The sequence below is a fragment of the Halomonas sp. BMC6 genome (assembly GCF_964204995.1).
GTDB lineage: Bacteria > Pseudomonadota > Gammaproteobacteria > Pseudomonadales > Halomonadaceae > Vreelandella.
Window position 1 is genome coordinate 3,180,415 of the sequence record NZ_CAXNSH010000001.1, and the last position, 20,642, is coordinate 3,201,056.

The following is a 20,642-nucleotide window of genomic DNA, read 5'->3' on the forward strand; positions in this document are numbered from 1 at the left end:
TAACCAATAAAACTCTCGTTTGCTGCTGCAATGAACCTGATAGCGAGCGTTAATCCGCCTGACGGCGTAGAAACGCGGGGATATCCAGGTAGTCGTCAGCATCCGCTGCGCGACGTTTCTCAGCGCGCGGTTTTGGCGCTGCATCGGGGGCTTCCGCGCGTGCCGTGGCCTGCTGACGCATCACGGTGGGTTGCTGAAGTTTTCGGTAGTCAGAGCCACCGGCCTCTGCCGCTGAACGACGAGCGGGCTCGCGCGCTGCCGAAGCTTTGGCTTTACTGCCATCGAGACCCGCCGCAACGACCGTCACACGCAGCTCATCGGACATTTCCATGTCGATGGACGTACCGACCACGATCGTCGCCTCTTGGGACGCAAACTCCTGAACCGTGGCACCGACATCGTTGAATTCGCCAATCGAGAGGTCGGGACCTGCAGTGATGTTGACCAAAATGCCGCGCGCGCCGTGTAGATCGATATCTTCCAGTAGCGGGCTGCGAATGGCTTTTTCAGCCGCTTCGCGGGCACGGTTTTCACCCGTGGCTCCGCCAGTGCCCATCATCGCCATGCCCATTTCCGACATAACGGTGCGCACATCGGCAAAGTCGACGTTGATGATGCCAGGGCTGGTGATCAGCTCCGCGATACCCTGGACCGCGCCCAGTAGTACATCGTTGGCAGCACTGAAGGCCGTCAGCAGCGTGGCATTCTTGCCAAGCACCGACAGCAGCTTTTCATTAGGAATGGTGATCAATGAATCGACGTGCTCGGAGAGCTCTTTCATGCCCTCTTCAGCAGCGCGCATCCGCTTAGGCCCTTCGAAGGGGAAGGGGCGTGTCACGACCGCTACCGTCAAAATACCCAGCTCTTTGGCTACCTGCGCTACCACGGGCGCACCGCCGGTACCGGTGCCCCCCCCCATGCCAGCGGTAATGAAGACCATGTCGGCACCGCTGAGCAGTTCGGCAATGCGCTCACGATCCTCCATGGCAGCCTGACGGCCCACTTCGGGATTCGCGCCAGCACCAAGGCCTTTGGTGATCTCGCTACCTAGCTGCAGCACCGTCTTTGCCGATACGCGCTTGAGGGCCTGAGCATCGGTATTGGCGCAAATGAATTCGACGCCTTCGATGTTGCTCTCGACCATGTGGTTGACCGCGTTACCGCCACCGCCGCCAACGCCCACTACTTTGATGACCGCACTGCTCGAGGGTGCGTTATCTACCAATTCGAACATAAGCCCCGTCTCCTGAACCGCGCTTGCGGCCCTATCAGAAATTTCCTTTGAACCAGCCTTTGATTCTTGCCAGCGCCGAATGGCCATCCTTGATATCACGCCGGGCTAATTCGTTACGTCCTTTGTGGGCCGCAACGACTCCCCCGTGGCTTTCTAGGCCTTGCCCATGACGCGTTTCCTGCAGTGCATAATGCAGTAAACCAACGCCCGTCGCATAGATAGGATTGCGAACCACATCTGCCAAGCCTCTGACATTTTGCGGGCAGGCAATACGAACCGGCATGTGAAAAATCTCTTCTGCCAATTCGCTTACACCTTCCATGCGCGAGGTGCCGCCGGTGAGCACCACCCCCGCAGCGACCATATCTTCATAGCCGCTGCGACGTAATTCGTCTCTTACCAAGGTAAACAGCTCTTCGTAACGTGGCTCGACCACTTCTGCCAGCGCTTGGCGCGATAGGTCTCTGGCTGGACGGTCACCGACACTGGGAACCTTGATCATCTCATCGCTTGCTGCCAATTGTGTTAACGCGCAAGCGTATTTCACTTTAATCTCTTCGGCGTGCTGAGTCGGCGTGCGCAGCGCCATGGCGATATCGTTGGTAACCTGATCGCCAGCAATGGGAATGACCGCCGTGTGGCGAATCGCTCCCTCGGTAAAGATCGCCATATCGGTGGTGCCACCGCCGATATCGACCATACAAACACCCAGCTCACGCTCGTCCTCAGTCAGCACGGCCATGCTCGACGCAAGCTGTTCGAGAATGATCGCGTCGACATCCAACCCACAGCGGCGCACGCACTTCTCGATATTCTGAACGGCATTGAGGGCCGCCGTCACCAGATGCACTTGGGCTTCCAGCCGCACGCCGGACATCCCCAACGGCTCGCGAATGCCGCCTTGGGCATCGATCGAGAACTCCTGCGGCAGCACGTGCAGCACACGCTGGCCTTCGGAAATCGCACGAGCGCGCGCAGAGTCGATCACTCGGTCGATATCGTAAGGCGTGACTTCACGCTCTTTAATTGCCACGACACCGTCTGAGTTCATCGAGCTAATATGACTGCCGGCCACACCCACGTACACCGAGTGAATATCGCACCCTGCCATCAACTCCGCTTCTTCTACGGCGCGCTGAATCGACTGAACCGTCGATTCGATATTGATGACGACGCCGCGCTTCATGCCGCGCGACGGATGTGAACCGATACCGGCAATTTCAATCCCACCATCATCGGTGGGTTGACCGACTATCGCGACGACCTTGGACGTTCCAATGTCCAGCCCGACAACCATATTGGATGCGTTGGGTGAGCCTGCCATGAGTCGGGGAATCTCCTTGCCGTCATTTTAAATAATACGGAAGATACTTTAATTGCCTTAGCAAAAAGAGCAGCTGCCAAATTGAAATTAGTAACGTTAAACTTAATACGCGATGAACCGTGCTAACCGCTGATAGGATAATAAAAACCCACCCACAGCACCGCTAGGGACATAGTATAGAAACAATAGTCGCAATACGACTAGCCCACGCCCACGATAATTGGCTTGAACGGCAATTTAAACCCCATTGACGGGTTTTTCGGCGTTGGCAACCACTCACCTTTACCTACTTTTTGCACATTGTCATCGACGGTTACTCTGCATTTGTCGATGGTTCACTCTCTTGAAACTCTGTTTCTCCGTGCCAAGCGACCGCGACACCATTAGGGTAGCGCAAATCGATGTAGCGAATATGATCGCTGACATTGGCAAGTTCGCGTTGCCAAGAAGCTGACAGTCTCGCCAATCGCTCGCCGTGCTGACGACGGCCCAACATTACCCAAGCACCGCTGGATAGCTGTAAACGCCAGGCGCCACGCGGCTCCAATCGTAGCTGAGCGAGCGACAGGGATAACCCAGCGAAGTGCGGCAGCAAACGCTGATAGTAGGCCAACACTTCTTCACTGCTCCCCCCAGGGCCTGCCAAGTCGGGCAAGCCTTCAGGAACGGCAAGGGGAGCAAAAGCAAACGGCTCCCCTTCGGGGTTCAAGAGAAACTCGTCGTTCCAGCGTGCCACCGGCGTTTGCTCGACGAGTTCGAAGACCAGCGCGTTGGGCCACTCACGGGAGATGCGCACCTCGTTTAGCCACCCAATGGTGAGTGCGCGACGGCGAAGTTCGCCCAAATCAGCCGATAACCAGGTCGCTTCCTGCACCAGCGGCGCTAACTGGGTACGTAAATAGTCGGCGCTGACGTACTCCCACTCACCGCGGATCGACACTCGCTCGATGGGGCGGTCCAGCCATAACCACAGCGCTCGCCCCCCGGCACCCAGCAGTAGCGCCAACAGCACAACGCCTAGCCATGCGTTGCGTTTTTTCATAACACGCCTTTTACCCAGTCCATCATGACGCAACGCTCGGCGCGATCGCCGTCTGCAAAATCCGCATGACCAGGGTGTCGAAGTCGATACCCGCATGGGCAGCCGCTTGCGGAACGAGGCTATGATCGGTCATGCCCGGCACCGTATTCACTTCGATGAGCCAAAACTGCCCTGCTTTGTCCCGCATGACGTCGATGCGTCCCCAGCCCCGACCGCCTACCGCGACAAACGCTTCTTTACAGAGCGCTGCCAAAGACTGCTCCTCCTCATCGGACAAGCCGCAGGGCAAGTGGTATTGGGTGGTATTGGCGATGTATTTGGCTTCATAGTCATAGAAACCGCCCGGCACCTCGACGCGAATGGCAGGCAAGACGTCATCTCCCAGCAGCGCCACGGTGTACTCATCACCGACGACGAATCGCTCTGCCATGACACGCGCATCGAACTTGGCCGCTGCCGTATACGCCGATCGCAGCTCCTCTTGGCTTTTGACGATACTGATGCCCAAGGTAGAGCCTTCATGCACCGGTTTGACCATCATTGGCAGGCCGAGCTGCTCAACCACGGCGGCCCAGTCGGCGTGCTCGCTGAGCATGATGCATTCCGGCGTGGGCAAGCCCACGGCCTGCCACACTTGCTTGGTACGCTGCTTGTCCATCCCCAACGCGGAGGCCAGTACGCCGCTGCCGGTATAGGGCAGGCCTAGCAGCTCGAGTGCCCCTTGCAAGGTTCCGTCTTCGCCGCCGCGACCGTGTAGCGCAACGAACACTGCGCTGGGTGCCAAACGCTCGAGTCCAGCGAGGCCACCCTCTTTAGGGTCGTAGCCGATCGCATCCACACCCTGACGCTTTAGGGCAGCCAAAATCGCTGCGCCGCTTTTGAGAGACACCTCTCGCTCGGCAGAGGTGCCGCCATACACGACGACGACACGGTCCAAGGAACCGACTTGCCCCCTGTTCATAGCGCCACCTCGTCTAGCGCCAGCTTGGCCTGAGCCAAACGTAGCGAAATACCGCCCACATCCCCAGCGCCCTGAGTAATCAAGATATCACCCGGCCGCAGCACGTTAGTCAGCAAGGCGGGCAGTTCATGCTTGTGCTCGACAAAGAGCGGGTCGACTTCCCCGCGCTGTCGGATGGAGCCTGCCAACGTGCGCCCTTCTGCCCCAGGCAGTACGGCCTCGCCCGCGCTGTACACATCCAGCAGCACCAGCGTATCCACCTGAGAGAGCACGCGTACGAAATCCTCGTATAGATCCCGAGTGCGGCTATAGCGGTGAGGCTGGTAGAGCATTACCAGACGGCGGTCGGGCCAGCCGGCTCGCACTGCCTGAATCACCATGTCGACTTCACGGGGATGGTGGCCATAGTCGTCCACCAGCATGATCTCGCCGCTCCCCGACGGTGCTGGAAAGTGGCCGTGTACCTGAAAACGGCGCCCCACGCCTGCAAATCCGGTCAGTCCCCGTTGAATCGCCTCATCGCTGACGCCTGCGTCCGTCGCCACCACGATCGCCGCCATGGCGTTGAGCGCATTGTGTCGTCCTGGCATGGCCAAGCGAATAGCCAGCGGCGCGGCATCGCCGGGGCGCAGCGCGGTGAACGAGACCTCTCCCCCCTGCTGCGAAAAGTCGACGATGCGATAGTCGGCATCTTCGTCGAAGCCATAGGTGACGAACTGTCGCTTCACCTGCTCACACAGGCCACGCACGTGGGGGTCGTCGATACACAGCACCGCCAGCCCGTAGAACGGCAGATTGTGCAAGAATTCGATGAACGTGCTTTTTAGCCGCTCGAAGTCACCGCCATAGGTCGCCATGTGGTCGGCATCGATGTTCGTCACGATCGAAACCATGGGCTGCAGGTGCAGGAACGACGCGTCGGATTCATCGGCCTCGGCCACCAGGTAGTCGCCCTCACCCAAGCGGGCGTTGGCACCGGCACTAGTGAGCTTACCCCCAATCACGAACGTCGGATCCAACCCCCCTTCCGCTAGCAGCGTGGCCGTCAAGCTGGTGGTGGTGGTTTTGCCATGGGTGCCCGCCACGGCAATGCCATGGCGAAAGCGCATCAGCTCTGCCAGCATTTCAGCACGACGCACCACCGGCACGCGGTGCTCATGGGCCCAGCGTATTTCAGGGTTGGCATCGTCAATCGCACTGGACACCACGACCACGTCGGCTCCCTGGACATGCGCTTCCGCATGACCGATCGCCACGTTGACACCGCACTGGCGCAGACGCTCTACCACGGCGGACGCTTTCATATCGCTACCGCTGACTTGGTAACCCTGGTTCGCCAATACCTCGGCGATACCGCACATGCCTGCACCACCGATACCCACGAAATGCAGCCGCTGAATACGACGCATGCCGGGGCCGGCAGGGCGTGCGCCCCGCGGCGACAGGTTAGTCACTGAATCGGTCACGCAGTTTCTCCTTGCTTTACCAAACCCAAACAGCCGTCGGCAAGACGCTCGGTGGCATCTAAATGAGCAGCCTGGCGCGCCTTCGACGCCATGGTCGCGAGCCTGTCAGGGTCCAATAATTCATCTAGTAATTGGGTTAAACGCTCAGGCGTCAGCGCGGACTGAACCACACACTGCGCCGCTCCCGCCTTGACCAACACATCGGCATTGACTCGCTGATGGTCATCGACGGCAAAGGGAAAAGGCACCAACAGCGCCGGTTTGGCGGCAGCCGCCAACTCTGCCACCGTTAATGCCCCCGCACGGCATACCACCAAATCCGCCCAGGCATAGGCCGCTGCCATATCATCAATGAACGGGCTGACATCGGCGACGATGCCATGTTCCGTGTAAGCTTGCGCCGTCGCGACATCGCGCTCTTTACCGGCTTGGTGGCGAACGTCAGGACGCCGCTCTGGCGGTAGCGCGGCCAGTGCCGGGGGCAACCGCTCGTTGAGAGCAACCGCTCCCAAGGAGCCACCCACTACCAGCAGCCTGAGCGGCCGCCCCACCAGATCCGACACCTGCTTGGGATGCTCCCCTAGCGCCGTGATCTCATCACGCACGGGGTTACCAATGACGACAGCCCGCTGGCCGAACGCATCGTCGAAGGCGGCGTAGGTACGCGTCGCCAGGCGCGACAGCACTTTGTTGGTCAGACCCGCCACGGCGTTCTGTTCGTGAATCACGAGCGGCACCCGCGACAGCCACGCCGCTAGCCCGCCAGGGCCGCTGGCGAAACCGCCAAGCCCCACGACGACGTCCGGCTTGAAACGCTGAATGATACGCCGCGCCTGCAATACCGCCTTGGAAAGATTCATGGGCGCTTTGCACCAGCCAACGAGCCCTTTACCTCTTAGCCCTTGAATGGCGATGGTGTGCAGCGGAATACCGGCTTTGGGCACCAACTGATTTTCGATACCGCGCGGGCTCCCGAGCCATTCCACGTCGACACCCTTGGCTTGTAACGCATGCGCTAACGAAAGCGCAGGAATGACGTGCCCACCGGTCCCCCCGGCCATGATCAATATCCGTCGACGTGAGTTGGTCGCCACAAACGGCTCCTTGAGTGATTACGATAAACGTGGTTCTCGACGCGCACGATAAGGGGTCGGCGTACGTCGCGGGCGGTGGCGAGTTTCCGCATCGACCCGTAGCAGCAGCCCGATCATCATACCGGTCACCAAGAGGCTAGAACCGCCGTAACTGATGAGTGGCAATGTGAGGCCTTTGGTCGGCAACAGACCAGAGCTCACCGCCATATTGATGAACGCTTGAGCAGCGACGATAAAACCAATCCCATAGCTGACGTAGGCACCGAACAGATGACCTGCCAGCTCTGCCCGACGGCCTACCCACATCGCGCGTACGATGAACAGGGTAAACAGCAGCACCATGGCAATGGCGCCAATCATGCCCAGCTCTTCGGCCACCACGGCAAAAATGAAATCCGTATGCGCTTCCGGTAAATAGTGAAGTTTTTGGACGCTGTTGCCCAACCCCGTGCCGGTGACGTGGCCACGGCCAAACGCAATCAGCGCCTGGGTCAACTGATAGCCAGTGGCAAACTGATCCGCCCAAGGGTCGAGGAAGCTGGTCCAGCGCGCCAAGCGGTAAGGCTCCATCACGACCATCATGACCGCGCCAAACCCTAACACGCCACCGCTGCCAACCAGCAGCGTCAGCGACGCACCGCTCATCATCAGCATGCCAATGACACAAACGGTGTAGACCACCATGCCGCCGAAGTCTGGAGCAAGAAATAGCAGACTCGCAGGCACCGCCAGAACGGCCAGGGGCCGCCACATGGTAAACGCCCGCTGACGCAACTCGTAGGTAAAACGCGACATAAATGCCGCCATGTAGAAGATCAAACCGATTTTCGCCAACTCCGAGACCTGCAAACTCGGTAGCGGTCCCGGCAGTGAAATCCAGCGCTTACTGCCGTTCACTTCCTGACCGATGATCAGCACCACTACCAGCATGAAAATACTGACGAGCAGAATGAGCGCCGCATTCTGGCGCCAAAGCTCCAGAGGCACGCACAGCATGAACAGGCAAGCCGCCATCGCCAAGACCAAAAAAATGCCGTGCTGCCGGGAGTAGTGGTAGCTATTCTCCAGAAGTCCTATCGAGGCAGAGCTGACCATGACCCAGCCCAACCCCGCCAGCGCCACGACGGCCAAGACCAGCCAGATATCACAGGGCAGATGCTGAGTCGTCAAGGCAGCGCGCAAGCGCTGAATACGGCTAACGGACGCATCGCTCATATCGTCAACTCATTACGTTTGCGCGCCACCCACTGACGAAAGACATCGCCACGGGCTTGGTAATTCGCGAATTGATCCAGGCTGGCACAAGCGGGAGACAGCAGCACACAATCACCGGGCTCGGCCATGGCAAAGGCAACTTCCATGGCCTGCGTCAAGTGCTCGACCCGCTCCACGGGCAGTGCCCCTGCCAGCGTTTCCATCAAACGAGGCGCATCGGTGCCAAATACGATCGCCGCACGGGCACACTCAGCAAGTGGAGCCGTTAGGGGCGTAAAGTCAGCGCCCTTGCCCACGCCCCCCGCCAGCAGGATGAGCTTTCCATCGAGAGTGGGACCAATACCGTTGATGGCCGCCAGCGTGGCCCCAACGTTGGTTCCTTTGGAATCATTGACCCAACGGACCCCGTTAATATCGGCGATCCATTCGCTTCGATGGGGCAAACCCGCGAATGCTCGCAGGGCACGACACATGTCCTCGCGACCGAAGCCTAACGCGTTTCCCATCGCCAGTGCAGCCAACGCATTGGCATAATTATGCCGACCCGCCATCTGAAGCTCGTCAGCCGCCAACCAAGGCGTCTGCCCCTGCATCAACCACCAGCGTCCCTGGCGCTCGTCGAGCCCCCAGGACTGGCCGGTGGGTGGTTCACTGCGGAAGTAGTCGACGCGGTCGAGCATCGGCTCTGGCCACGTCTGGGCATCGTCTGCGTTCACCACGGCGTGCGCGGCGCCCAGGAAGATGCGCTGTTTGGCCTGACGGTAACCCGCCAAGTCGCCGTGCCGATCCAGATGGTCGTCGCAAAGATTCAAAAACGCCACCGATGCAGCGCCTAGCCACGGGGTCGTTTCTAGCTGAAAACTGGATAGCTCCAGAATGTAGAGGTCAGCGTCAGGCTGCTGCGCCAACAGATCGAGCGCAGGTGTCCCTAAATTGCCCCCCACCGCGGCCTTGATTCCCGATGCAGCGGCCATCTCGCCGAGCAGCGTGGTGACGGTGGATTTGGCATTCGACCCGGTAATCGCGGCAATGGGTGCCTTGACGGCACGCTTGAACAGGGCAATTTCACCCACGAGCATCGGGTCACCGGTGGCCGGATTGTGACGATCCAGCAACCCCTCCAAACCTGCCGTCCGAGGGTCGACCCCCGGACTGATGACGACCTCGTAAGCCTCGCGCATATCCAGCAGCGTCAAGGCACCACAATGTACGTGGACACCAGGGTGCGCTTGCTGAAAGACTTCGAGTCCCGGCGGGGTCTCGCGGGTATCCGCCACCATGAACGGCCTACCCAACTGGGTAAGATGACGGCAAATGGCCTGACCAGAAACTCCTAGTCCGACGACCACCGTAAATCCGTTGGGTACCTGCACCATGTGGCTCCTTCTGCCTTGTGCTAAAGGCGGGCTTACCGCCTATCGGGTCTCGACTTATCGCAATTTCAAAGTGGCGAGGCCAAGTAGGACTAGCACCACCGTGATGATCCAGAAGCGTACGATGACCCGAGGTTCTGGCCACCCCTTTAGCTCGTAGTGGTGGTGCAGTGGGGCCATACGGAAGATACGGCGTCCGGTGAGCTTATAGGAGCCCACCTGCAGGATCACGGAGACAGTTTCCAGCACGAAAATACCGCCCATGATGAACAGTACGATCTCTTGACGAACGATGACTGCCACCACGCCAAGCGCCGCGCCCAGCGCCAGGGCACCGACATCCCCCATGAACACTTGGGCGGGATAGGTGTTGAACCACAGAAAGCCAAGACCGGCGCCAGCGATGGTGGCGCAAAAGACCGCCAGCTCACCGGTGCCGTGAATGAAAGGAATATGCAGATAGTTCGCAAACACCGCGTTGCCGCTAGCGTAGGCAAAGACCGACAGCCCCATGGCCACGAGCACGGTCGGCATGATCGCCAAGCCATCCAAGCCATCGGTGAGATTGACGGCATTCGAGCTGCCTACGATCACGAAGTAGCTCAGCACGATATAAAACACGCCCAGCGGAAGCGCGACGTCCTTGAACATGGGAATGAGCAGGCTGGTTTCTGCAGGCGTGGCGGCCGTTACGTAGAGCACCACGGCCGCTCCAATCCCCACGACCGACTGCCAGAAGTATTTCCAACGTGCCGGCAGGCCACGGGGATTCTTCTCGACCACTTTACGGTAATCATCGACCCAGCCAATCGCACCAAATCCGAGCGTCACCAGCAGCACGACCCACACGTAGTGGTTGGTCAAGTCGCCCCAGACCAGTGTACTAATGGCAATTGCCAACAGAATCATGGCCCCGCCCATCGTCGGGGTACCCGCTTTGGAGAGATGCGACTGGGGGCCGTCATCCCGCACTGCTTGCCCAATTTGGCCTTCCACCAACCGGCGAATTACCCACGGGCCCAACCAGAGGCAGAGCATGAGTGCGGTGAGCGCGGCCAAAATAACGCGCAGTGTCAAATAGTTAAAAACTTGAAACGTTGACTGGTATTGGGCTAAGAAATTCGCCAAATGAAGTAACATGAACGGCGTTTACCTTGTGTCATCCGCGCGCAGTGCAGCGATGACCGTTTCCATGCCAGCACTACGCGACCCTTTCACCAGCAGTGTGGTGTGGGGTGGAAGAGTATTAATAACATGACGCACCAGCGTCTCGTGATCGTCAAAATGCTGCCCGCGACCAAAGGCATCCGAGGCCGCCCGGGCTGCCTCGCCGTATGTCAATAGCGCATCGATGCCCAGCGACACCGCGTAGCGGCCAATCTCGGCATGGAGGGCTTGCGATTCGTCCCCCAACTCCCCCATCGCTCCTAACGCGCACCAGCGCGGCGCTGGAAAGCTGGCCAGCGCATCCAGTGCGGCTTTCACCGCGCCAGGATTGGCATTGTACGTGTCATCCAACAGCGTGGTATGCCGTAACCCGGCGACCACGCTCAGACGCCCGGACAGCGAGGTCAAACCGCTCAACCCGGTTACCACGTTCTGCGGTGACACGCCCAGCGCCAGTGCCGCTGCAGAGGCAGCCAGGGCATTGCTGACGTTATGCCTGCCAATGAGCGGCAGTTGAACGTCGCCGAGAGGCTGACCATGGGCAATAAGCGTGAAAGCATACCGCCCCTGAGAGTCGCAGGAAAGTGCCCGAGCGTGAACGTCCGCATCCTCGTGTAAGCCGTAACTTACACAGCGCCGCGGAGCGGCGCAGGCCGACCAAAAAGCGTAGTAATGATCGTCTCGGTTGATGATGGCCGTGCCATGGGCGTCGAGGCCCGATAAAATCTCGCTTTTGGCCTGTGCAATCTGCCCCATGCCACCAAATTCCCCTACGTGTGCACCGGTCACATTCGTCAGGATGGTTACTTGCGGGGCGGTGAGCTGGCTCGTCCAGGCAATTTCGCCAAGATGATTCGCTCCCAACTCGATCACGCCCGCCTGATGCTCTTCGGAGAGACGCAGCAGCGTTAGCGGAGCGCCGATATCGTTGTTGAAATTACCCGTTGTCGCCAGCACCTTCCCTAACGGTGCCAGCAGGGCAGCGGTCATCTCTTTCACCGTGGTCTTGCCGCTGTTACCGGTGACCGCCACGAGCGGCAGGCTAAACCGTCTGCGCCATGCTTTGGCCAATAGCCCTAGCCCCAAGCGGGTATCCGAGCACACCAGTTGCGGCATGGCGCTATCCACACGCCTCTCTACGAGCGCGGCGGCGGCTCCTTGCGCTCTTGCCTGTTCCACGAACGCATGACCATCGAAGCGCGGCCCTTTCAAGGCGATGAACAAGCAACCCGGAACGATGTTGCGCGTATCGGTCACGATGGCTGACACCCGCTGCTCTGCAAGTTCTGGCGGCACAGGGCTCGCCAGCGCGGTAGCCATTTCTGCCAACGTCCACATCACGCGGCTCCTCGCGTAGCAAGCGCGTCGCGCACCTGCTCGTCGTCTTGGAAGGCATGACGTACGCCATCGATCTCTTGATATGCTTCGTGCCCTTTGCCGGCCACGAGAATGACATCCTCTGGCGCGGCCTGATGTACCGCGTGGCGGATGGCTTGGCGGCGGTCACCGACTTCATCGACCGTGGCACGCCCGGTAAAGCCGGTGAGAATCTGTTGGCGAATGTGCGCCGCCGACTCACCGCGCGGATTGTCATCGGTCACCACGACCCGGTCTGCCAGCTGCTCTGCCACGCTGGCCATTTCGGCGCGCTTGCCGGTATCGCGCTCGCCTCCACAGCCAAACAAGCACCATAGCTTACCTTGACTGCCCAAATGGGCACGCAACGCACCCAATGCACTTTGTAGTGCATCTGGGGTATGGGCATAATCCACCACCACACTGGGCGCGTGTTCACCACCGAAGCACGCCATACGCCCCGGCACCGGCGAAAGCGTTGTCGCAGCCTCGAACAGAGCGTCCAACGACTCCCCCAACCCGTACAGCACGGCGATGGCCAGCAGCACATTGTCCAGATTGAAGCGGCCCATGAGTCCTAGCTGCAGCGCTTTCTCACCGTCTGGAGTCGCAATCAACGCCTGCTGCCCGAGAGCATGCGGCTGCCAATCCAACACCCGTAGCGTGACGGCTTCATCACTGCCGGTCGCCAACACGCGCACGCGCTGATCGCACCCGGCCAGCATCAAGCGGGCCAGGGGGTCGTCACCGTTCACAACGGCCAGGGTCAACTCTGTCCGACGAAAGAGCTTGGCCTTCGCCGCCGCATAAGCGGCCATGCTGCCGTGGTAATCCAAGTGATCCCGAGTCAGGTTGGTAAACACGCCAACGTTCACGTCCACCGCATCCAAGCGCTGCTGATCCAACGCGTGGGAAGAGGCCTCCAGCGCAACCCGTTTGACGCCCTGGCGTGCCAGTTCACCTAGCGTCGATTGCAGCGCCAGCGGTCCTGGTGTCGTCAACCCGCTCTCCGACAGCTTCCCTGGACGTCCCACGCCTAAGGTGCCGATCACACCGGCGGGCGTTCCCAAGCGTTCGCTGAGCTCAGCAACGTAGTGGGTCACCGAGCTCTTACCGTTGGTTCCCGTGACCGCAATGATCTCAAGCCCGCTCGGCACGTCAAATAACGTACGCCCCAGCTCCCCCAGGCGTAGCGACAAATGCGGCAAAAACAGCACGCGCCCGTCCAGGCTCACGTCGCTCTCTTTGGTATGCGCCAGCACCAGGGTAGCCCCACTGGCCAACGCCTGCTCGATATACGCTCGGCCATCACTCTGACTGCCGGGCACGGCAACGAACACATCGCCTGCCTGGAGCTTGCGAGAATCGGTGATCAGATGAAGCTGCCGAGGTAGGTCAGGCAGGGCCGGCAGTTCGGCGCTCGGCCATACGTGGTGCAACGCTTTCCGTAACTGATCTGGGCATATGGTCATGCCATCTCCTTAAACACTATTCGACCTCGTAGTCTGGCGGCACATCCAGCAAGCGCAGAGCGTTACCGGTGACGCTCGAAAACACCGGAGCTGCCACGGCTCCCCCATAAAACTCACCTGCTTTGGGGTGGTCAATCATTACTACCGTCACGATACGCGGGTCCGAAATCGGGGCGATACCGGCAAACACGCTGCGGTAAGCATCGGTGGCGTATCCCTGCTGGCCGGTTTTGCGCACAGTGCCGGTTTTACCGCCTACGCGATACCCTTCTACCCGTGCCCGTCGCCCCCCGGTGTAAGCCCCTACCGATGTCTCCAAGATGTCGAGCAAGTCGTTCGCAACGCTAGGCTCAATGGCGGGAATGCCCTGCGGGGGTTCTGACAACCTTAGCAGCGAAGGAGGGAGGCGCTCACCGTCATTGGCTAACGCTGTGTACGCGCTGGCCAATTGGACAGCGGTGACAGATAGGCCATAGCCATAGGAAAGCGCCGCGCGTTCACTTCGAGACCATTGCACACGGGCGGGTAAATTACCCGTCGATTCGCCCGGAAATCCAGTGCCTGGACTCTGCCCAAGGCCCAGTTGGTTGTACTTTTCCCAAATCGCCGTATCGCTCAACTGCAATGCCAAACGGGACATACCGATGTTGGACGACTTTTCGAGAATCCCCGCGAGGTCCAACTCACCATAATTACGAAAATCGCGGATCGTGAACTCATCCAGACGCATCCACCCCGGCGAGGTGTCGACGACCGCATCACGACCAACGATGCCACTTTCAAGAACGGCCGCCATCGCGAGCGGTTTCATCACCGACCCCGGCTCGAATACATCGACCAGCGCCTGGTTACGCAACCCGCGAGGATCCAACCCGGCCCGATTATTGGGGTTGTAGGAGGGAAAATTGGCCATTGCCAGCACTTCACCGGTGCGTGCATCCATCATCACGAGCACGCCCCCATCGGCTTGATGCTCGGCCACGGCGGCGCGTAACTCACGATAGGCCATGTACTGAATACGCTGGTCGATCGCCAATGTTAGCTCTCCGCCGGGCTGCGCCTCGCGAATGACTCCCAGCTCTCGTACCAGCCGGCCGCGTCGGTCCTTGATGACGCGCCGCTGACCGGGGTGGCCTGCTAGATAAGGCTGATACGCCAACTCCAAGCCTTCCTGGCCAACGTCGTCCACATTGGTGACCCCGAGTATTTGAGCCGCGACTTCACCAGCAGGGTAGTAGCGTTTGTACTCACGCTGGGGGTAAACACCTGGCGTGCGCAAATCGAGGATGCGTTGTGCCGCCTCGGGCGTCATCTGCCGCCGCAGGTACATGAACTCACGGCTGCTGTAGCGAGCCACGCGAGATTCGAAATCCTCCAGCGTCATGCCTAACGCCTGGGCAAGCATGACGCGCTGGATGGCGTCCGTCGGCAACTCTTGCGGATTCGCCCACAGCGTCACGACCGGGGTAGAAATGGCTAACGGCTCACCGTTTCGGTCGGTGATCATGCCACGGTGGGCGGGAATGGTTTCATGGCGCAGCGTGCGGGCATCGCCCTGGCTCTGCAAGAAGGGGCGATCGATGACCTGGAGCAGCGTAATTCGCCCAATCAAAATCGCCGATGCCAAGCCAACGGCCAATAAGATAAAGAAAAAACGCCCACCGGCAAGCGGCGGCGCAATGGGGTATTGGCGGGACTTCCCTCCCCGACCGTCACGCCTCATGGCCGAATCACCTCGACATCATTTACGTCAGGAATACGCATTTCTAGCCGTTCCGTGGCAATTTGCTCAATGCGGGCGGGTGTAGACCACGCCCCCTCCTCCAACAACAGCTGGCCCCACTCGGTCTGCAGCTGGTTTTTCTCCTGCTCCAACCGCTGCAGCTCGGCATACTGCATCCGCGTCATGTGCGTTGTCGTCACTACGGCCAAACCGGTCAGCAAACAAGCCATGAAAAGCACGATCATCGTGATGGGCCACCAACGTAGGCGCAGTTTAAACGGCCACTCTGCCCTCAATGTGGACGCCCAGTGCCCTAACCGCTCCATGTTCATGATTAGCCTCGCTTACGAGCCGCCCGCATGACGGCACTACGCGCGCGGGGGTTAGCATCGACTTCCTCGTCGCTCGGACGACTCCCCTTGCCCAACGCCTCCAGACGGCGATTCAACTGATCGTCCCGAATGGGTACCCCGCGGGGTAAGTGAGTATCTCCCCGCACGTGATGACGAATGAACCGCTTCACGCGACGGTCTTCCAAAGAGTGGAAGCTGATCACCACGAGGTGCCCACCCGGTGCCAGCGCCTCTAACGCTGCCTCTAAGGCGGCGTCTAATTGCTCGAGTTCCCCGTTGAGGTAAATTCGTAGCCCCTGGAACGCTTTGGTCGCCGGATGGCGCCCCTTTTCCCACGCCGGATGGGCAGCCTTCAGCACCTCGGCCAGATCCACCGTATGGGTGAAAGGCTGCTCCACACGACGCTTCACGACGGCATTCGCCAATCGCTTGGCGTAGCGCTCTTCACCATAGGTTTTGAAGACGTTGGCGATATCGGCTTCGCTGGCGCGGGCTAAAAACTCGGCGGCGCTCTCCCCCTGGGTAGGGTCCATGCGCATGTCCAGCGGGCCGTTACGCATGAAGCTGAAACCGCGCTCCGGGTCGTCGAGCTGTGGGGAAGAGACGCCGACGTCTAGCAGCACGCCAGAGAGCTTGCCGTAGAGCCCTTGCTCCTTGGCAAATTCCGCCAAATGGGCGAACTCACGCTGAGTAATGTGGAAACGGGCGTCATCTATTTCAGCCGCGGCAGCAATGGCCTGCGGGTCGCGGTCCATGGCCAACAATCGGCCCTGGTCGCTCAAGCGCGAAAGAATCAATCGGGAGTGACCGCCACGACCAAAGGTACCGTCCAGATAGACTCCTTCAGGGTCATGGACCAGGGCATCTACCGCTCCTTCCAATAAAACGCTGGTATGACGAAAGCGGGCGACCTGATCAGCGTCAGCAGAAGGCATGTTACTCTCACACAAAATTTGGGAAGGCGCGCCGGGCGCGCCTTTCATGGAAATGGGGAGTCGGCCGATAAGCCGGGTTCTGTCGTGGACAGTCATTCCTCTAGGCGCTGCGTCACCACAGCGCTCAAGCAACCTACCCGGACCCAGCGCGGGCCACGCCGTTGGGTCCCTATTTGGTCTTGCTCCGAGTGGGGTTTACCATGCCACGCACTGTTGCCAGGCGCGCGGTGCGCTCTTACCGCACCCTTTCACCCTTACCGGCCCCGAAAGGCTTAGGCGGTCTACTCTCTGCTGCACTTTCCGTCGGCTTACGCCGCCCAGGCGTTACCTGGCACTCTGCCCTATGGAGCCCGGACTTTCCTCCCCTGGCGGCTCTTGCGAACGCGCCAGCGACGACTGTCTGGCCAACTCCGGCGGCAAGCATACCAGCGCCCTGCGTTCGCCTCAATGCTGACCTTTCATTGCCTGCAACCGGGCGTACCACTCCTGCTTGCGCCCGCCCAACATTCGCGCCGCAACCGAGGCCCCCTGCTTGACGCCAACACCCTCGGCCAGCAAAGCAGCCAGCAACTCCTCAGCGGCGATGGACTGCTCGTCCTCTCGTACCGCCGGGGGCGCCCCAGAAATCATGACAACGAACTCCCCGCGACTCTGGTTGGGGTCCTCCGCGAGCTGATCCCGCAGCGCGGCCGGAGCGCCCTGCAAAAACGTTTCGAAGGTTTTGGTCAGCTCCCGTGCCAGCACCACCGTTCGCTCGGGCATCTGTTCGCAAAGCGCTTCCAGCGTATGGACAATACGATGGGGCGATTCGTAAAACACCAGCGTTTCTTCACGACTCTGCCACTTCTCCAGCGCTTGTCGGCGGGCACTAGGCTTGGAAGGCAAGAAGCCGCCGAACGTAAAGCGGTCAGTGGGCAGGCCCGCGCCGGACAACGCGGTGACTAGCGCACAGGGGCCGGGTAGCGGCACGATATGCCGCCCTCTGGCGCGCAACTCCCGCACCAAGACAAACCCCGGATCGCATATCAGCGGCGTACCCGCATCGCTGATCAGCGCGATGCTCTCGCCCGCCAGCAAGTAGCGATCCAGCGTATCGACCCGCTGGGCTTCGTTGTGTTCATGTAGCGACATCATGGGCGTGTTGACGCCTAAATGAGCGAGTAGGCGCGCGCTGTGACGGGTATCTTCCGCCGCAATGCGCGACACATCGGCTAAAACCCGAGCGGCACGCGGCGTTAAGTCGTCCAAATTCCCAATTGGCGTAGCAACCACGTACAATGTGCCCGGATGTTGGTGTGTCATCGTGACTCCCGATTTGTTAATGGCTTGCCCTGACGGTGCGCTATGCTTGTGGAAAGCCACGCTTACCAGCTGATAGACCGCGACAGCGCAAATGGAAACTAAGGAAGGATACATGAAACAGTCACTTCGTGGCCTATTGGCCACTGCCTTCATGGCACTGCTCATCACCGGGTGCGCCATGCAGCCTCCCAGCGTGGTTGATCGCGTGCCTGACCAGGACGCAGGGCGCTTGCTCGATCAAGCCGAACAGCAAGCCCCGGAGCAAGCGGCACGCACGCGCTTGGAAGCGGCCAACATTTTGGCCCGCCAAGGTCAGCGTGAAAACGCCTTCGATGCCGCCAACAGCATCGACGAGGCGCAGCTCAACGACACCGACCGCGTTCGCTGGGCCATGCTGTTTTCCGAACTTGCCCGTGGCTTGAACGACCCACGCGCGGTACTCCGCGCCACCCAGGTCTTGGACGACGAACTGCCCATGCAAGCCAATCAGCAGCAGACCTTAGCCGAACGGCGTCAGTGGGCTCAGCAGGCCATGAATCAGCAGCCGGATCAGGTGCAAGTCACGCTTCCCGAGCTGGATGGCACCGACGTGCGCCGCATCGTCGTTGCGCTGCCGGAGTCTGGCCCTCTGAGCAGCGTGGCCAACACCATTGCCAGCGCCATGCGCCGTCATAACGACATCAGCGATGACGGCGTTCAGTTAAGCTTCATCGACGCCGCACAGTACTCGCTAGACGAACTCTATAGCCGCGCGCAGCAGATGAACGCGCAGCTCATGATTGGACCGCTGGACAAAGATCAAGTGACCCAGCTCGAACAGCGCGATAGCGTTCCGCTGCCTACGCTAGCCCTCAACTACGGCAGCAGCGCCAACAATCAAGCACAGCGCCTGCTGCAGTATGGCCTGTCTGCGGAAGACGAAGCCCGCCAAGCCGCGCGACGTGCTTATCAAGACGGTCAGCGCCAAATGTCGTTGATGGTGCCCGATAACGATTGGGGCCGCCGAGTTGGTGAAGCCTTCTGGAACGAGTTTCAGCGCCTGGGTGGCGAGGTGACGAATGCCGTGCGCTACAACCCGAGCAGCCCGGTATCGAATGCGGTGCAAACGGCGCTCAACGTCAGCGGCGAACGGGCGCGTCTTGGCAACATCGATGCCCTCTTCCTGCTGGCACTCCCGGATTACGCACGCCAAGTGCCGCCTACGCTGGATTACTACTACGCGCCGGATCTGCCCATTTACGCCACGTCTCACCTGCACGAAGGGCGCCTACAAACGCGCTTGGATCAGGATCTCAATGACGTGATGTTCATGGACATCCCCTGGCAAATCCCGGACGCCGCAGTAGGCGGCGAAGAAGTGCTGCCCTTCTACCCCACGTATCAAGCGCTGCGCGATGAAGCGGATGCCTCCATGTTCCGTCTAATGGCCATGGGCGTGGACGCCTACGAACTCGCTAAACGCATGTCGGACCTTTCTGGACTGAATGGCCTGAGCGGCAGTACCGGCACCCTATCGCTCTCCAACGACGGGCGCATTCATCGCGAACTGCCTTGGGCCAAATTCCAGAACGGCACGCCGTCGCCCATCTTGATTCCTGGCTTACTGGATGACGAGCAGTAGACCACAGACAGCTCGCTCACGAGGCGTAGCCATTGAGCAATTAGCCGCTCAATGGCTGCAGCAGCGTGGTCTTCGGTGGGTGGCCAGCAACCACCATGTTAAAGGCGGCGAACTAGATCTCGTCATGTACGACCGGGATACGCTGGTCTTCGTCGAGGTCAAACACCGCGCCACGACGCGCCACGGGCACCCACTCGAAATGGTCAACGCACAAAAGCGTCGCCGCTTGATTCGCGCCGCGTCGCTCTATCTTGCGCGACATGACCTCTCATGCCCCTGTCGCTTTGATATCCTAGCCATTACAGGCAGACCGCCCGCTCTCGAGTTCCATTGGGAGCAAGCGGCTTTCGACGCGTATTAATACTCTTAACTAGGAAGCCCTGATGGACTTTCAATCTCGTATACTCAGCCATTTTAATGCCAGCATCGATACCAAAACCTACGCCAGTGAAGTGCTACCTCCGTTCATCGAGGTCGCCAGTCAAATGATGGTGCAGTGCTTGGTCAACGAAGGAAAAATTCTCGCGTGTGGCAACGGTGGTAGTGCCGGTGACAGCCAGCACTTTTCGTCTGAGCTACTGAATCGTTTCGAGCGCGAGCGCCCCAGTCTCCCTGCCTTGGCTCTGACGACCGATACATCGACACTCACCTCCATTGCGAACGATTACAGCTACAACGAAGTCTTTTCCAAGCAGATCCGCGCACTGGGCCAGCCTGGCGATGTCTTGCTGGCAATCTCCACCAGCGGCAACTCGGCCAACGTCGTTCAAGCCATCCAGGCTGCCCACGACCGTGACATGACCGTGGTAGCCCTCACCGGACGTGACGGTGGCAATATGGCCTCGCTGCTGGGCCAAGATGACTGCGAAATTCGCGTACCTGCCACTTCCACCGCGCGCATCCAAGAGGTGCATTTGCTCGTCATTCACTGTCTTTGTGATTTAATTGACGAACAACTGTTTGGCGGCGCTGACTAATAACGCGCGTTTTGTGAATCCCTACTG

General features: G+C 59.8%; 18 protein-coding genes and 1 other RNA gene. 3 read left to right on the forward strand and 16 right to left on the reverse strand.

Annotated features, from left to right (window positions below; translation table 11 throughout):
* Positions 1-49: 49 nt before the first annotated feature.
* From ftsZ to rsmI, 16 genes are all read right to left on the reverse strand, one after another.
* Positions 50-1,234, reverse strand: coding sequence for a cell division protein FtsZ (gene ftsZ / locus AB6K10_RS15555; RefSeq protein WP_285263396.1), 1,185 nt, complete (start codon positions 1,232-1,234; stop codon positions 50-52).
* A 34-nt stretch (positions 1,235-1,268) separates the two neighbouring features.
* Positions 1,269-2,558: a cell division protein FtsA gene (gene ftsA / locus AB6K10_RS15560; RefSeq protein ID WP_339119252.1), complete on the reverse strand. Its 1,290-nt coding sequence runs from the start codon at positions 2,556-2,558 to the stop codon at positions 1,269-1,271.
* A 313-nt stretch (positions 2,559-2,871) separates the two neighbouring features.
* Entirely contained in the window at positions 2,872-3,600 is a 729-nt protein-coding gene (locus AB6K10_RS15565) for a cell division protein FtsQ/DivIB (RefSeq protein WP_285263397.1), read from the reverse strand.
* 22 nt (positions 3,601-3,622) lie between these two features.
* The gene (locus tag AB6K10_RS15570; RefSeq protein ID WP_285263398.1) at positions 3,623-4,561 is read right to left on the reverse strand and encodes a D-alanine--D-alanine ligase; all 939 of its coding nucleotides are present in this window, start codon (positions 4,559-4,561) and stop codon (positions 3,623-3,625) included.
* Positions 4,558-5,970, reverse strand: a complete 1,413-nt coding sequence (gene murC / locus AB6K10_RS15575; protein WP_159343771.1) for a UDP-N-acetylmuramate--L-alanine ligase — start codon at positions 5,968-5,970, stop codon at positions 4,558-4,560. Before murC ends, AB6K10_RS15570 begins: the two co-directional genes overlap by 4 nt.
* 53 nt (positions 5,971-6,023) lie before the next feature.
* On the reverse strand, positions 6,024-7,121 hold the full coding sequence (gene murG, locus AB6K10_RS15580; RefSeq protein ID WP_285263399.1) for an undecaprenyldiphospho-muramoylpentapeptide beta-N-acetylglucosaminyltransferase: 1,098 nt from the start codon (positions 7,119-7,121) through the stop codon (positions 6,024-6,026).
* A gap of 18 nt (positions 7,122-7,139) precedes the next feature.
* Positions 7,140-8,336: a putative lipid II flippase FtsW gene (ftsW, locus tag AB6K10_RS15585; protein ID WP_159342540.1), complete on the reverse strand. Its 1,197-nt coding sequence runs from the start codon at positions 8,334-8,336 to the stop codon at positions 7,140-7,142.
* On the reverse strand, positions 8,333-9,712 hold the full coding sequence (gene murD / locus AB6K10_RS15590) for a UDP-N-acetylmuramoyl-L-alanine--D-glutamate ligase (RefSeq protein WP_339119253.1): 1,380 nt from the start codon (positions 9,710-9,712) through the stop codon (positions 8,333-8,335). The genes ftsW and murD overlap by 4 nt, the downstream gene beginning before the upstream one ends.
* 54 nt (positions 9,713-9,766) lie before the next feature.
* Entirely contained in the window at positions 9,767-10,849 is a 1,083-nt protein-coding gene (gene mraY / locus AB6K10_RS15595) for a phospho-N-acetylmuramoyl-pentapeptide-transferase (RefSeq protein ID WP_159342542.1), read from the reverse strand.
* 9 nt (positions 10,850-10,858) lie between these two features.
* Complete coding sequence (gene murF / locus AB6K10_RS15600; protein ID WP_285263401.1) at positions 10,859-12,217, reverse strand: UDP-N-acetylmuramoyl-tripeptide--D-alanyl-D-alanine ligase; 1,359 nt, start codon at positions 12,215-12,217, stop codon at positions 10,859-10,861.
* A complete protein-coding gene (locus AB6K10_RS15605; RefSeq protein WP_253015989.1) occupies positions 12,214-13,704 on the reverse strand; it encodes a UDP-N-acetylmuramoyl-L-alanyl-D-glutamate--2,6-diaminopimelate ligase in 1,491 nt (496 codons plus the stop codon). The genes murF and AB6K10_RS15605 overlap by 4 nt, the downstream gene beginning before the upstream one ends.
* Positions 13,705-13,720: 16 nt before the next feature.
* Complete coding sequence (locus AB6K10_RS15610; RefSeq protein ID WP_253015988.1) at positions 13,721-15,427, reverse strand: penicillin-binding protein 2; 1,707 nt, start codon at positions 15,425-15,427, stop codon at positions 13,721-13,723.
* Positions 15,424-15,759: a cell division protein FtsL gene (ftsL, locus tag AB6K10_RS15615; protein WP_159342546.1), complete on the reverse strand. Its 336-nt coding sequence runs from the start codon at positions 15,757-15,759 to the stop codon at positions 15,424-15,426. Before ftsL ends, AB6K10_RS15610 begins: the two co-directional genes overlap by 4 nt.
* A gap of 2 nt (positions 15,760-15,761) precedes the next feature.
* Positions 15,762-16,715, reverse strand: a complete 954-nt coding sequence (gene rsmH / locus AB6K10_RS15620; protein WP_253015984.1) for a 16S rRNA (cytosine(1402)-N(4))-methyltransferase RsmH — start codon at positions 16,713-16,715, stop codon at positions 15,762-15,764.
* Positions 16,716-16,767: 52 nt separating this feature from the next.
* Positions 16,768-17,127: RNase P RNA component class A (rnpB, locus tag AB6K10_RS15625), an RNA gene on the reverse strand.
* A gap of 32 nt (positions 17,128-17,159) precedes the next feature.
* Entirely contained in the window at positions 17,160-18,017 is an 858-nt protein-coding gene (gene rsmI / locus AB6K10_RS15630) for a 16S rRNA (cytidine(1402)-2'-O)-methyltransferase (RefSeq protein WP_159342548.1), read from the reverse strand.
* Between the two features lie 112 nt (positions 18,018-18,129).
* Here rsmI and AB6K10_RS15635 point away from each other — a divergent pair, with 112 nt between their 5' ends.
* The 3 genes from AB6K10_RS15635 to AB6K10_RS15645 are packed head-to-tail and all read left to right on the forward strand — an operon-like array spanning position 18,130 to position 20,615.
* On the forward strand, positions 18,130-19,638 hold the full coding sequence (locus AB6K10_RS15635) for a penicillin-binding protein activator (RefSeq protein WP_159342549.1): 1,509 nt from the start codon (positions 18,130-18,132) through the stop codon (positions 19,636-19,638).
* On the forward strand, positions 19,625-19,999 hold the full coding sequence (locus AB6K10_RS15640; protein ID WP_285263402.1) for a YraN family protein: 375 nt from the start codon (positions 19,625-19,627) through the stop codon (positions 19,997-19,999). Before AB6K10_RS15635 ends, AB6K10_RS15640 begins: the two co-directional genes overlap by 14 nt.
* Before the next feature lie 22 nt (positions 20,000-20,021).
* Complete coding sequence (locus AB6K10_RS15645) at positions 20,022-20,615, forward strand: phosphoheptose isomerase (RefSeq protein WP_139527185.1); 594 nt, start codon at positions 20,022-20,024, stop codon at positions 20,613-20,615.
* Positions 20,616-20,642 lie beyond the last annotated feature (27 nt).